Genomic DNA, 13,096 nt, shown 5'->3' with positions numbered 1-13,096 from the left:
TTTCCTCTTGTCGCTTGTCTTGGTCTGTTACAGCGCGTCTGCGCCGGTCTCCCCGGTCCGGATCCGGATCACTTGCTCGATCGGCGTGACGAAGATCTTTCCGTCGCCGATCTTGCCGGTGCGGGCTGCACGTTCGATCGCCTCGACCGCCTGGTCGACGAGATCGTCGGACACGGCCGCCTCGATCTTCATCTTCGGCAGGAAATCGACCACGTATTCGGCACCCCGGTACAGCTCGGTGTGCCCCTTCTGGCGCCCGAACCCTTTCACCTCAGTGACCGTGATGCCCGAGACGCCGAGCGCGGAGAGCGCTTCGCGCGTCTCATCGAGCTTGAACGGCTTGATGATTGCGGTAATCAGTTTCATGGAGTCCTCTCGCAGGTTGATCCCGTCGAATTGGTTGGAATGGTGTGACCGTCTCTCCTCAGCAACTCGCATGCCATGTTCGCGCGAGCACCGCCTCGAACGGCTCCGAAACGGGGTTGCATCGGGTGCTGAAAGGTACGGAAAGATGCGGAAGCCCGGCCGAATGGCCAACGTGGCCCAGGTTTGCTGGCGCGCCGAAAGGATCATTGCTAGAGTGCACGCACGTCCCGGATCTCCGGGCCATTCACCCATGCGGGCGCCATGCCCGGAATTCGCGCCACGCGCGCACCATTTCCGGTCATGCGTGCATCATGGGCACGTACGCAACTGAAGATGCACACTTTTTGTGCAAGGAAGGAAATCTCATGAAGCAACCCAGCGATGTTTTCAACGACCTGCAGTCGCGCGTCAGCGACCTGCTGAAAAACTCGCCGGCCAAGGATGTCGAGCGCAACGTGAAGGCCATGCTGTCGCAAGGCTTCTCGAAGCTCGATCTCGTCACGCGCGAGGAGTTCGACACGCAGGCACAGGTGCTCGCCCGCACCCGCGTGCGTCTCGAGGAACTCGAGAAGCGCGTCGCGGAACTCGAGCAGAAGCTCGCAGCGTCCCAGGCCTGACGCCCCACCCGACCGACAGGTCCGGGCGCGGGCCGCCTCGTGCGGCCCGCGCCTGACATCCGAAGTCGGCCGGTCAGCCGTTCCGTCGTTCCTCGCAATCCCCCGCTCTTCGCTGTTCCTCGCTCTTCGCTGTTCTTCGCTCTTCGCTGTTCCTCGCTCTTCGCTCTTCGCTCTTCGCTCTTCGCTGTTTTAGCGCTTCGCTGTTCGTCGTTCCTCGTTCTTTTCCGCGCCACGCCGGCAAGCGCGCGCCGATTCCTCCGATTCCCGCGGCATGCGGCCCGAATGGCCGTTGCCCGTCCGATTCATTTAAAGGAGCCTCGCCATGTCGCTCGCCGTGGTGCGCAGTCGCGCGCCGGCGGCCGGCCGCGCGCCGGACGTCACCGTCGAAGTCCATCTTGCCAACGGATTGCCGTCGTTCTCGATCGTCGGCCTGCCCGATCTCGAAGTCCGCGAAAGCCGCGAGCGCGTGCGCGCCGCGCTGCAGAACTGCGGATTCGACTTCCCCGTCAGGCGCATCACCGTCAATCTCGCGCCGGCCGACCTGCCGAAGGAGTCCGGCCGCTTCGACCTGCCGATCGCGCTCGGCATCCTCGCCGCGAACGGCCAGCTCCCGGCCGACGCGCTGGCCGGCCGCGAATTCGCGGGCGAACTGTCGCTGACCGGCGCGCTGCGGCCGATGCGGGGCGCGTTCGCGATGGCGTGCGGCGCGGCACGGGACTGGCGCGTCGCGGCGACTGGAGCGGGCTTCGGGTCCTGCGCTGCGGTGACCGGATCCGGCTTCGGGCCCGCCGCCGCGGGGCCCGGCGCGGGCTTCGGGTCTCGCGCCGCGGCCGTCGCGCCGTCCGGGCCGGCGGCCGCAGCCCGTCCGCCCGAGCTGTACCTGCCGCTCGCCAGCGCGGCCGAGGCCGCGCTGGTGCCCGGTGTCACCGTGTTCGGCGCGCCCGATCTGCCCGCGCTGTGCGCGCATCTGGCCGGTGCGCCGGATGCCCGGCTCGCGCCGGTCGAGGCGCCCGGCCTCGACGGCGTGCCGGCGCCGGCCGCCCCCGATCTCGCGGACGTCGTCGGCCAGCGCGGCGCCCGGCGCGCGCTCGAAGTCGCCGCCGCGGGCGGGCACCACATGCTGATGATCGGGCCGCCCGGCGCCGGCAAGTCGATGCTCGCCGCGCGCCTGCCCGGCCTCCTGCCGCCGCTGACCGACGACGAGGCGCTGGCGTCGGCCGCGCTCCTTTCCGCGAGCCGCATCGGCTTCTCGCCCGCGCACTGGCGGCGGCGCCCGTTCCGCGCGCCGCACCACTCGTCGAGCGCCGCCGCGCTGGTCGGCGGCCGCAACCCGCCGCAGCCGGGCGAGATCACGCTCGCGCACCTCGGCGTACTGTTTCTCGACGAGTTGCCCGAATTCGACCGGCACGTGCTGGAGATGCTGCGCGAGCCGCTGGAAGTCGGCCGCATCACGATCTCGCGCGCGGCGCAGCAGGCCGACTTCCCTGCCGCGTGCCAGCTGATCGCCGCGATGAATCCGTGCCCGTGCGGCTGGCATGGCGATCCGTCCGGGCGCTGCCGCTGCACCCCGGAGCTCGCCACGCGCTATCTGCGCAAGCTTTCGGGGCCGTTGCTCGACCGCATCGACATCCAGATCGACCTGCCCGCGCTATCGCCGGCCGAACTCGCGTCGCGCGCGACGGCGCCCGGCGAGCCGAGCACCGCGGTCGCCGCGCGGGTCGCCCGGGCGCGTGCGCTGCAGCTCGACCGGCAGGGCAAGACCAATCACATGCTGAGCGGGCGCGAGACCGACGACCTGTGCCGGCCGACCGACGACGGCGAGCGGCTGCTGCGCGAGGCCGGCGAGCGCTTCGGCTGGTCGGCACGTGCGTATTTCCGCGTGCTGAAGGTCGCACGGACGATCGCCGACCTGGCCGGCGACCCGTTGCCGACGGCCGCGCAGATCGCCGAGGCGATCCGCTACCGGCGTGCGCTCACGGCGCTGTGAATGCCCGCGGAGGACAAAATATGACTGTCAAGACTTGACTTATGCACAATTTCACGAATCCGGCCCCTGATCACCCGGCGCGGGCACCTCTTCGTCAGGAGATTCGTATCCCTTTGTTTTTATTGATTTTTCCGAAATGGATGGCCAACCATCAAATGCGCCGGAAGGCCGTCCGGCGCGGCTTTGCGGGCGATTCGGTCAACTTTTCAACAAAGTTATCCACATGCGCTGTGGATAGCCGAAAAATCCCCGCAAAATCCGGCGATTAGCGTCGAAAGCTGCGAATGAACTTTCAATTGTCATGAAGTGTCTGAGCGCCCTCGCCGGCCGCTGTTCAGTCGAGCTTGAAGGAGCCGAAAAACTGGTCGAGCTGCTCCTGCGCGAGCGGCCCGTCGGCGATCGCGACGGCCTGGTACGCGTGCCGGCCGCGCGCCACGAGCCGCGCGACGATCGTCTTGCGCGAGCGGTCGCCGCCGCTCGCCGCGCCCGCGATGCGCAGCTCGAGCCCGTTCACCGCGCCGCCGGCCGCGAGCGGCACCGGCACCGAGGCCGTCTGCGGCACGCCTTCGAGATTGCGCGACAGCCCGGAACGCAGGAATTCCAGCGCCGCGCGGCGCGTGTCGTCGCGGTCGTCGGGCAGTGTCAGCGTGCCGACCGCGAACACCGCGCCGTCGACGTGCGCGGCCTGCATCCGCATCGGCATCGACGCGCCGCCGACCGCCACCGGCTGGTTCTCGACGGTCGGCTTCGCCGGCAGGTCGATCGTGTAGCCGGCGTCGTTGTGCAGCGTACGCCAGTCATATGACGGCGAGCACGCGGCCAGCGCCGCGCTCACGCACGCGAGCGCGGCGAAGTGTCGCAGCGGACGAAAAAGGGGGCGCAACGGATCGATGACTTCCTTCGGCATGGCAGTGATGGGGACAGGCAAAAGGCCCATTATCCGCCGAAGCCGACACCCGGGATGTGTGGCGGCCGCCGGTGCGTGCGCCGCATTCGCGCTAAAATAACCGCCGAATTTCGACGTCCTTTGCATCGACCCGCGTCATCGACCGACTCCGAGAGCACCGCAGATGAACACCACGCCTCCCGCCCAGCGCCGCACCGGCCCCGCCCGCTATATCGTCGCGGCCGTCGTCGTCGCGGCCATCGCCGTTGCCGGCTTCTTCGCGTTCAACGGCAAGTCCACCGTGCCGGACGCCACGTTCACGCTGCTGTCCGGTCAGAAGGTGTCGACGGCCGGCGACCTGAAGGGCAAGGTCTACCTCGTGAACTTCTGGGCGACGAGCTGCGCGACCTGCATGCAGGAAATGCCGCAGATGGTCGATACCTACAATCGCTTCAAGGGGCAGGGGCTGGAGTTCGTCGCGGTCGCGATGAACTACGATCCGCCGATGTACGTCGCGAACTATGCGCAGACGCGCCAGCTGCCGTTCAAGGTCGCGCTCGACGACGGCAGCGTCGCGAAGCAGTTCGGCAACGTGCAGCTCACGCCGACCACCTTCGTCGTCGACAAGGACGGCAAGATCCTGAAGCGCTACGTCGGCGCCCCGCAATTCGCGGAACTCGACGCGCTGCTCAAGAAGGCGCTCGACGGCAACGCGGCCTGAGCGCCGCCGGCCGCACCGCACGACAAGGCTCGCAGGGCCGCCCGCCGCGCCCTGCTCCACATGACGGACCGCACGACCGGCCAGCCCGGTTCCGCGGTCCGTCTCTTTTTCAGCGCTCGGTTTCGCCTTTCGCCGACAGCCCGTAGCGCTTCATCTTCTCGTACAGCGTCGCCTTGCCGACATGCAGCCGGTCGGCCGTCGCGGCGACCGCGCCGCCCGTCTGGTTCAGCGCCTCGGCGATCACCGCGCGCTCGAACTGCTCGATGCGCTCCTTCAGCGTCTGGTCGCTCTCGGCGTCGTCGCCGCTCGCACCAGCTTCCTGCGGCATGTCGGCGACGCCGAGCACGAAGCGGTCGGCCGCGTTGCGCAGCTCGCGCACGTTGCCGGGCCAGTCGCGCTGCATCAGGCTCGCGCGCTGCCGGTCGGTCAGCACGGGGGCCGGCCGCCCGTAGCGCACGGCCGCGTCGAGCATGAAGTGCTCGAATAGCGGCACGATGTCCTCGCGGCGCTCGGCGAGCGGCGGCAGCGCGATCGTCACGACGTTGAGCCGGTACAGCAGGTCGCGCCGGAACGTGCCGGCCGCGACGAGTTCGCTCATGTCGCCTTTCGCGGCCGCGACGACGCGGCAGTTCACGCGGATCGGCTGATTCGAGCCGAGCCGCTCGAGCACGCCGTCCTGCAGCACGCGCAGGAGCTTCACCTGCAGCGCGAGCGGCATGCTTTCGATTTCGTCGAGGAACAGCGTGCCGCCGGACGCATATTCGAGCTTGCCGACGCGGCGCTTCGCGGCGCCCGTGAACGCGCCGGGCTCGTAGCCGAACATCTCCGACTCGAACATCGGCTCGGGCAGCGCGCCGCAGTTCACCGCGATGAACGGCTTGTCGCGGCGCGGCGACAGCTCGTGCAGGCTCCGCGCGATCAGTTCCTTGCCGGCGCCCGTGTCGCCGTTGATCAGCACCGATGCGTCGGTGGGCGCGACGTTCGCGATCAGCTTGCGCACCTGTTCGATCGCCGGACTGCGGCCGATGATGCGCGGCGCGACGATGTTCTGGCCGGCCAGCTCGCGCCGCAGCGCATGGTTCTCGAGCACGAGCTCGCGCCGCTCGAGCGCGCGGCGGACCGTCTCGATCAGCCGCTCGGCCGCGAACGGCTTTTCGATGAAGTCGTACGCGCCGTCGCGCATCGCCTGCACGGCCATCGAGATGTCGCCGTGGCCGGTGACGAGGATCACGGGCACGTCGGGTACGCGCTCGCGGCACTGCGCGAGCAGGTCGAGCCCGCTTGCGCCGGGCAGCCGGATGTCGCTGACGATCGCGCCCGCGGTTTCCGCGACGATCGCCTTGTCGGCCGCCTCGGCCGATTCGAACCCGACGACGTCGAACCCGGCGAGCTGGAGGCTCTGCACGCTCGCCCGGCGAACGAGCGCATCGTCTTCGATATAGATCACTTGCAGCCGGTTGGCCATCGTAGTCACTTGCTCCTGACAGACCGCGCGGCGGTGGTGCGCGCGGCTCTCGTTGATGCGGTCGTGCGGTGCCTAGCGCGAGCCCGCCGGCTCGGACACGGCGTCCGGATGATGCGTGCGCGCGCGCCGCAGCGTCAAGACGAACAGCGCGCCGCCGGACGGCGCATTGCGCGCGGTCAGCGCGCCGCCCGCGTCGCTCGCGATCGACGACGAGATCGCGAGCCCGAGCCCGAGCCCGCGCCCCATTTCCTTGGTCGTGAAGAACGGTTCGAACAGCCGCGGCAGCAGCTCGGGCGCGATGCCGGAGCCGTTGTCGCGCACCTCGACCGCGAGCGTCGCGACCGACACCGCGATCGTCACTTCGATCGCCGGCGCGGCGACGCCCGCGACCGCGTCGAGCGCGTTGCCGAGCAGGTTGATCAGCACCTGCTCGAGGCGCAGGTCCTCGCAGCGGGCGACGAGTTCCGGATAGTCGCGCGCCAGGTCGAGCGGCGCATCCTGCGCGGGCGACACCGTCGCATCCTGCAGCGTCAGCGTGAGCGCGACGCCGCGCAGCCGGTCGCCGAGCAACGACAGCACGCTGCGCAGCGCGCGCACGACGAGCGCCTGTTCGTTGCGCGGCTTCGCGCGGCCGACGAACAGCTTAAGCTGGTTGGTGATCTTGCCCATCCGCTCGGTCAGCGCGGCGATCGCCTCGAGGTTCTCGCGCGCGGCCGCCTGCTCGCCGCGATCGAGCAGCACGCGCGTGTTGTCCGAGAAGCTGCGCAACGCCGCGAGCGGCTGGTTCAGTTCATGCGTGATGCCGGCCGCCATCTGGCCGAGCGCGGCGAGCTTGCTGGCCTGGATCAGTTCGTCGTGCGCGGCGCGCAATTCCTGCTCCGCGCGGATCCGGTCGCCGACTTCCTTCTGCAATTGCTCGTTCGCTTCCGACAGGTCGGCCGTGCGTTCCTCGACGCGCCGGTTCAGCTCCGCATACGCCTGCTGCAGCAGCGCGCGGCCGCGGATCATCTCGCGCACGCGCGCGCGGCGCATGCGCCAGTAGAACGCGAGCAACGCGACCGACACGAAGCCGAAGCCCGTGACGATCGTCGCGTTGCGCGCGTCGGCGTCGATGGGCGCGATCGGCGCGAGCGTGACGAGCAGCCAGTCGGGCTCGCCGATCCGCCGCTTGCTGGCGAGGAAACGCGGCGCGCGCAGGCCGGGGCCTACGCCGGCCGCACCGAGGCGCACGATCTCCGCATCGGCGCCGAGCACCTGCTCGACGCGCAGCGGCAGCGGCGTGACGGGCTGCTGCGCGTACTGGCGCGTCTCGTAGATCGACGCGGCGACGGGCCCCGTCAGCGGATGCAGCGTGTGGTACTTCCAGGCGGGCACGGACGACAGGAACACGACGCCGTGATCGTCCGCGACGACGAGCGGCTCGGACGCATCGGCGCCCTGGAACCATTCGAGATTGAGCTTCACGACGACGACGCCCGCGATCCTGCCGTCGCGCCACACCGGCTGCGAGATGTAGTAGCCGGGGTCGCGGGAGATCGTGCCGATCGCGAAGAAGCGGCCGACCCGGCCGTTCATCGCGTCGATGAAATACGGACGAAACTGGTAGCCGTTCCCGACGAAGCTGTCCGGCGCGCGCCAGTTGCTGGCGGCGACGCACAGGCCGTCCGCGCCGATCACGTAGGTGACGGTCGCGTGCGCGTGTTCGTTGAGGTCTTCGAGATAGCGGTTCGCGCGCGCGGTGAAATCGGCGCGCTTCGGCTCGGCGAGCAGGTCCAGCACGTACGGATGGCTGCCGAGCAGATAAGGCAGCGATTCGTAGCGGTCGAGCGTGCTCTTGAGCGCGTTGGTGGTGCGGTCGACCCGCACCGCGGCGTTGCGCTGCAGCTCGGCGACGCCGCGCTGCCACGTGATGGTCCACGTCAGCGCGCACGCCGCCGCGAGCGCGGCGGCAAGCACGACGAGGATGAGCAGGCGGCGCTTCACGGACGTGACTTCCTGGCGATGCGGATCGCCTATTGTGTCATAGGGCGCCTCGTCGCTGCCCCGGCCGCCGCGCGGCGCACCGCCCGCGGGCGGTGCCGCCGCCTGCTCCTTCATGACGTCAGACGCCGGCCGTCTCGGTCGGCGTGACCTCGCCGCCGCCCTTCAGCGCCTGGCGCAGCTTGTTGCGGTCGAGTTCCTTCTCCCAGGCCGACACGACGACCGTCGCGACGCCGTTGCCGACGATGTTGGTCAGCGCGCGGCATTCGCTCATGAAGCGGTCGATGCCGAGGATCAGCACCATGCCCGACAGCGGGATCGTCGGCACGACGGCGAGCGTCGCGGCGAGCGTGATGAAGCCCGCGCCCGTGACGCCGCTCGCGCCCTTCGACGTCAGCATCGCGACCGCGAGCAGCGTGAGCTGCTGCATCCACGTCAGTTCGATGTTGGTCGCCTGCGCGATGAACAGCACGGCCATCGTCATGTAGATGTTGGTGCCGTCGAGGTTGAACGAATAGCCGGTCGGCACCACGAGGCCGACGACCGAACGCGAGCAGCCGGCCTTCTCGAGCTTTTCCATCAGTTGCGGCAGCGCGGCTTCCGACGAGCTCGTGCCGAGCACGATCAGCAGCTCTTCCTTGATGTACGACACGAAGCGGATGATCGAGAAGCCCGTGAAGCGCGCGATCGCGCCGAGCACGACCAGCACGAACACGACCGACGTCAGGTAGAACGTGCCGATCAGCTTGAGCAGCGGCACCAGCGAGCCGACGCCGTACTTGCCGATCGTGAACGCCATCGCGCCGAACGCGCCGATCGGCGCCAGCTTCGTGACGATGTGCACGATGCCGAACAGCACGCGCGTGAGGCCGTCGATGAAGTCGGTCACGACCTTGCCGCGCTCGCCGAGGTGCGCGAGCACGCTGCCGAACAGCAGCGCGATCAGCAGGATCTGCAGGATTTCACCCTGCGCGAACGCATCGACCATCGTGTTCGGGATGATGTGCATCAGGAAGTCGACCGTCGACTGCCCGTGCGCCTTCGCCGCGTACGACGCGACTTCCTTGCCGTTCAGCGTCGCCGGATCGATGTTGAAGCCGACGCCCGGACGCAGGATGTGCGTGGCCGCGAGGCCGAGCAGCAGCGCGAAGGTCGACACGATCTCGAAGTACAGCAGCGCCTTGCCGCCGACGCGGCCGACCTTCTTCATGTCCTCCATGCCGGCGATGCCGGTGACGACCGTACAGAAGATGATCGGTCCGATCACCATCTTGATCAGCTTGATGAAGCCGTCGCCGAGCGGTTTCATCTCGGTGGCGAGCGACGGATAGAAGTGGCCGAGGATCACGCCGACGATGATGGCGAAGATCACCTGCACATAGAGCACTTTGTAGAAGGGTTTCTTCTTCACGATGGTTCCTGCTGAAGTAGATGAGCCGGTGGAAACGGCGTCACGCGCGCAGGCGAATGTCTCAGGGGAGAAGGCATTCGCCCGCGCGGCTGCCGTGCCGCAACAAGCGATGCCTCAGGACATCCGGAGGGGGAGGAAGGCATTGGTCATCGGTTGTCTCCTTGCTTGCTGTAGTAGTTCGGCCGGGGGATGGCCGTGCGCTTTATATCGCAAGGTCGATGCCAGGTTTCCGGAGCCCCTCAAGCCGTTGTTTTCATTGTATTTCTCATAATGCGGCAGGCAAGTAAATCCGGGATTCCGGATTTCCGGAAAATATCCGTCCGGCGATCCGGACGGAGCGATCGTTTCATCAGACGAATCAATGCTGCACGGCTTCACCGGCCAGCACGCCCGTCTGCGCATAGAACTCCTGCTGCGCGAACGCGTCGCGCTCGCGCCGCGCGCGCTCGCCGCGGTCCGCGAGCGAGCCGACGACGATCCCGACGAACGCGAGCGGCACCGACACGAGCGCCGGGTTGTCGAGAAACACCGGCGCGTGCGCGTGGTGCAGCACGTCGACCCACACCGACTTCGACAGCACCGTCAGCGCCACCGCCGACGCGAGGCCGAGGCCGCCGCCGAGCACCGCGCCGCGCGTCGTCATCCCGCGCCAGAAGATCGACATCGCGAGCACCGGGAAATTGGCGCTGGCGGCCACCGCCGCGACGAGGCCGACCATGAACGCGACGTTGACGTGCTCGAACAGGATCGACAGCGCGATCGCGACCGCGGACAAGCCGATCGTCGCCGCGCGCGAGATGCGCATTTCCAGCCGCTCGTCGGGCTTGCCGCGCGCCCACATCTGCGCATACAGGTCGTGCGAGATCGTGGTCGCGCCGGCGAGCGCCCGGCGACCACCGCGAGGATCGTCGCGAACGTGACGGCCGCGATGAAGCCGTAGAACCAGTTGCCGCCGACCGCCTGCGCGAGTTTCACCGCGACCATGTTCGAGCCGCCGAGCAGGTCGTGCGTCAGGTTGAAGGTGCCGTTCGCGCCGAGCCGGAAGAATTCCGGATGCTGCGCGAGCAGCACGATCGCCGAGAAGCCGATCACGAACGTCAGCAGATAGAAATAGCCGATGAAGCCCGTCGCATAGAGCACCGACTTGCGCGCTTCCTTCGCGTTCGGCACCGTGAAGAAGCGCATCAGGATGTGCGGGAAGCCGGCCGTGCCGAACATCAGCGCGATGCCGAGCGACAGCGCGTTGGCCGGATCGCGGATCAGCTTGCCGGGCCCCATGATCGACAGCGCGCCCGGATGCACGGCCACCGCGCGACGGAACATCTCATCGACGCTGAAGCCGAATTCGGCGAGCGCGAGCAGGACGAGCAGCGTCGCGCCGCACAGCAGCAGCACGGCCTTGATCACCTGCACCCAGGTGGTCGCGGTCATTCCGCCGAAGAACACGTAGACGACCATCAGCACGCCGACGATCAGCTCGGCCGTGCCGTACGACAGCCCGAACAGCAGCTGGATCAGCTTGCCCGCGCCGACCATCTGCACGACCAGGTACAGCACGACGATCGTCAGCGCGTTCGCGGACGTCAGGAGCCGGATCGGCCGCTGCGCGAAGCGGTACGCGACCACGTCGACGAACGTGAACTTGCCGAGATTGCGCAGCGGCTCGGCGATCAGGAACATCACGAACGGCCAGCCGACCAGGAAGCCGATCGAGTAGATCAGCCCGTCGAAGCCGAACATGAACACCATCCCGGAGAGCCCGAGGAACGACGCGGCCGACATGTAGTCGCCCGCGATCGCGAGCCCGTTCTGCAGCCCGGTGATGCCGCCGCCGGCCGTGTAGAAGTCGCGCGTCGAACGCGTGCGGCGCGCGGCCCAGCGCGTGAGCGCGAGCGTCGCGAACACGAACGCGAAGAACATCGCGATCGCCACCGGGTTCAGCTCGACCTTGTCGGGCATCGGGCCCGCGACGCCGGTCGCGTGCGCGGCGGAGGAAACAAGAACGGCCAGCGCGCCGAGCGCGCTCGAAGTGCGTCGCATGTCGGCCTCCGTCACGAACGCTGCAGGATCGCGTCGACGCGGCGGTCGAACGCACGGTTCGCGCGCAGCACGTAGCACGCGGTCAGGCCGATCGCGACCAGGATGATCGCGACGCCCGCGGCGATCCCGACCGTGGTCGTCGCGCCACGGTACAGCGGCGCCGCAAGCACGTGCGGCGCGAGCGCGACGAGCAGGATGAAGCCGTAGTACGTGGCGATCATCAGTGCCGTGAGCGTGAAGCTGAAGCGGCGCCGTGCGCGCACGAGCTGCTGGTAGTCACGGCGCGCCGTGACCGATTCGATGACGGAAAGCTCCATGGTGTCTCCAATGTCTCCTCGTCGTTTCGCGAGAAGTGTCTTGTGGATGGCCGGCGCGCCAATCGATCCGCCCGCGCCGTGGCGGCACGTCAATGCGTTACACGACGCGATCCGCGCGCAGTCGCGCGACCTCGTCCGCCGACATCCCGAGCCAGCCGCCAAGCACCGCGTCCGTATCCGCGCCGAGCACCGGCGGCGCGCCGCGCACCGGCAGTCGCGCACCGTCGAAGCGATACGGCGGCGCGAGCACGTCGACGCCGCCCGCGACCGGGTGCGGCTGCCGCGTGACGAGCCCCGCCCGGGTCGCGCGCTCGGAGGTCAGCGCCTCGTGCAGCCCGAGCACTTCGCCGCACGGAATGCCGCCGGCGGCGAGCGCCGCGAGCAGCGTCGCGCGCGGCCGCCGCGCGAGTTCGCCGCGAATCTCCGGCAGCAGCGCGGCGCGGCTCTCCGAGCGGCCGAGGTTGGTCTTGTAGCGTTCGTCCGCGGCGAGGTCGGGTCGCTCGATCGCATCGCAGAAACGCGCGAACTGCGGGTTGTTGCCGACCGTGATCACGAGCGGGCCGTCGGCCGCATCGAACACGCCGTACGGCACGATCGACGGATGCGCATTGCCGTAGCGCGGCGGATCCTCGCCCATCAGCAGCGCATCGAGCCCGTAGTACGCGGTGATCATCAGCCCGCAGTCGAACAGCGCCATCTCGATGCGCCGCCCGCGCCCCGTCGCATGACGCTCGTACAGCGCGGCGAGGACCGCCTGCGCCGAATACATGCCGGTGAACAGGTCGACCGCCGCGACACCGAATTTCAGCGGCGGCTGGCCGGCCTCGCCGTTCAGCGCCATCAGCCCGGCCTCGCCCTGCACGACGAGGTCGTAGCCGGGCCGCGCGGCTTCCGGGCCCGAGCGGTCGTAGCCGGAAATCGCGCAATGCACGAGCCGCGGATTGAGCGCGGCCAGCGCGTCGTAGCCGAGCCCGAGTTTTTCCGCGCCGCCGAACTTGAAGTTGTGCAGCACCACGTCGGCCTGCGCGGCCAGCTCGCGCGCGAGCCGCCGCCCTTCGTCGGTCTGCAGGTCGAGACAGATCGAGCGCTTGCTTCGGTTCACGCTGTTGAAGTAGGTCGTTTCGGTGTCGCCGATCCGCAAGCCCCAGTCGCGCGTGTCGTCGCCGCGCGCCGGATGCTCGACCTTGATCACTTCCGCGCCGAAATCGGCAAGCACCATCGCGCACCACGGGCCTGCCAGCACGCGCGAGAAATCGAGCACCTTCACGCCGGCCAGCGGCAACGCGCGCGATTCGTTCGTCATCCT

At 68.6% G+C, this 13,096-nt stretch carries 10 protein-coding genes and 1 pseudogene; 3 read left to right on the top strand and 8 right to left on the bottom strand.

All coding sequences use genetic code 11. The annotated features are described in order from the left end of the window. Positions 1-27: 27 nt before the first annotated feature. Entirely contained in the window at positions 28-366 is a 339-nt protein-coding gene (locus U4012_RS18840) for a P-II family nitrogen regulator (RefSeq protein ID WP_006398175.1), read from the bottom strand. 365 nt (positions 367-731) lie between these two features. Between U4012_RS18840 and U4012_RS18835 the strand changes: the two genes are divergently transcribed. Further along, on the top strand, positions 732-983 hold the full coding sequence (locus tag U4012_RS18835; protein WP_006398174.1) for an accessory factor UbiK family protein: 252 nt from the start codon (positions 732-734) through the stop codon (positions 981-983). Between the two features lie 322 nt (positions 984-1,305). Further along, positions 1,306-2,970 carry a YifB family Mg chelatase-like AAA ATPase gene (locus U4012_RS18830; protein WP_321800702.1) on the top strand — a complete coding sequence of 555 codons (1,665 nt, stop codon included), beginning with the start codon at positions 1,306-1,308 and terminating at the stop codon, positions 2,968-2,970. 334 nt (positions 2,971-3,304) lie between these two features. Here the strand turns inward: U4012_RS18830 and U4012_RS18825 are convergent, their stop codons facing one another. Further along, on the bottom strand, positions 3,305-3,877 hold the full coding sequence (locus tag U4012_RS18825; RefSeq protein WP_321800700.1) for a hypothetical protein: 573 nt from the start codon (positions 3,875-3,877) through the stop codon (positions 3,305-3,307). A 163-nt stretch (positions 3,878-4,040) separates the two neighbouring features. On the opposite strand from U4012_RS18825, the gene U4012_RS18820 reads away from it, so the two are divergent. Continuing rightward, the gene (locus U4012_RS18820) at positions 4,041-4,577 is read left to right on the top strand and encodes a peroxiredoxin family protein (RefSeq protein ID WP_044846739.1); all 537 of its coding nucleotides are present in this window, start codon (positions 4,041-4,043) and stop codon (positions 4,575-4,577) included. A gap of 109 nt (positions 4,578-4,686) precedes the next feature. On the opposite strand, the gene U4012_RS18815 is transcribed toward U4012_RS18820, so the two are convergent. From U4012_RS18815 to U4012_RS18790, 6 genes and pseudogenes are all read right to left on the bottom strand, one after another. Next, positions 4,687-6,042, bottom strand: a complete 1,356-nt coding sequence (locus tag U4012_RS18815; protein WP_044846740.1) for a sigma-54-dependent transcriptional regulator — start codon at positions 6,040-6,042, stop codon at positions 4,687-4,689. A 72-nt stretch (positions 6,043-6,114) separates the two neighbouring features. Next, entirely contained in the window at positions 6,115-8,139 is a 2,025-nt protein-coding gene (locus U4012_RS18810) for a sensor histidine kinase (RefSeq protein WP_044846741.1), read from the bottom strand. A 4-nt stretch (positions 8,140-8,143) separates the two neighbouring features. After that, positions 8,144-9,433 (bottom strand): dicarboxylate/amino acid:cation symporter, encoded by a 1,290-nt coding sequence (locus tag U4012_RS18805; protein WP_044846742.1) that lies wholly within the window; start codon positions 9,431-9,433, stop codon positions 8,144-8,146. Positions 9,434-9,791: 358 nt separating this feature from the next. Beyond that, positions 9,792-11,473, bottom strand: a pseudogene (locus U4012_RS18800) (cation acetate symporter). 11 nt (positions 11,474-11,484) lie between these two features. After that, complete coding sequence (locus U4012_RS18795) at positions 11,485-11,790, bottom strand: DUF485 domain-containing protein (protein WP_014895931.1); 306 nt, start codon at positions 11,788-11,790, stop codon at positions 11,485-11,487. A gap of 97 nt (positions 11,791-11,887) precedes the next feature. After that, positions 11,888-13,093, bottom strand: coding sequence for a CaiB/BaiF CoA-transferase family protein (locus tag U4012_RS18790; protein ID WP_321800694.1), 1,206 nt, complete (start codon positions 13,091-13,093; stop codon positions 11,888-11,890). Positions 13,094-13,096: the final 3 nt, after the last annotated feature.

The sequence above is a fragment of the Burkholderia sp. BCC1988 genome (assembly GCF_905339895.1).
In the GTDB taxonomy this organism is placed as follows: Bacteria; Pseudomonadota; Gammaproteobacteria; order Burkholderiales; family Burkholderiaceae; genus Burkholderia.
This window is presented reverse-complemented; position numbering and strand designations above follow the sequence as displayed.

Excerpts from the sequence above, each read along its gene's own strand:
- U4012_RS18820 (WP_044846739.1), top strand. The coding sequence starts at position 4,041 with ATGAACACCACGCCTCCCGCCCAGCGCCGCACCGGCCCCGCCCGCTAT.
- U4012_RS18830 (WP_321800702.1), top strand. The coding sequence starts at position 1,306 with ATGTCGCTCGCCGTGGTGCGCAGTCGCGCGCCGGCGGCCGGCCGCGCG.
- U4012_RS18840 (WP_006398175.1), bottom strand. The coding sequence starts at position 366 with ATGAAACTGATTACCGCAATCATCAAGCCGTTCAAGCTCGATGAGACG.
- U4012_RS18815 (WP_044846740.1), bottom strand. The coding sequence starts at position 6,042 with ATGGCCAACCGGCTGCAAGTGATCTATATCGAAGACGATGCGCTCGTT.
- U4012_RS18790 (WP_321800694.1), bottom strand. The coding sequence starts at position 13,093 with ATGACGAACGAATCGCGCGCGTTGCCGCTGGCCGGCGTGAAGGTGCTC.
- U4012_RS18835 (WP_006398174.1), top strand. The coding sequence starts at position 732 with ATGAAGCAACCCAGCGATGTTTTCAACGACCTGCAGTCGCGCGTCAGC.
- U4012_RS18795 (WP_014895931.1), bottom strand. The coding sequence starts at position 11,790 with ATGGAGCTTTCCGTCATCGAATCGGTCACGGCGCGCCGTGACTACCAG.
- U4012_RS18825 (WP_321800700.1), bottom strand. The coding sequence starts at position 3,877 with ATGCCGAAGGAAGTCATCGATCCGTTGCGCCCCCTTTTTCGTCCGCTG.
- U4012_RS18810 (WP_044846741.1), bottom strand. The coding sequence starts at position 8,139 with ATGAAGGAGCAGGCGGCGGCACCGCCCGCGGGCGGTGCGCCGCGCGGC.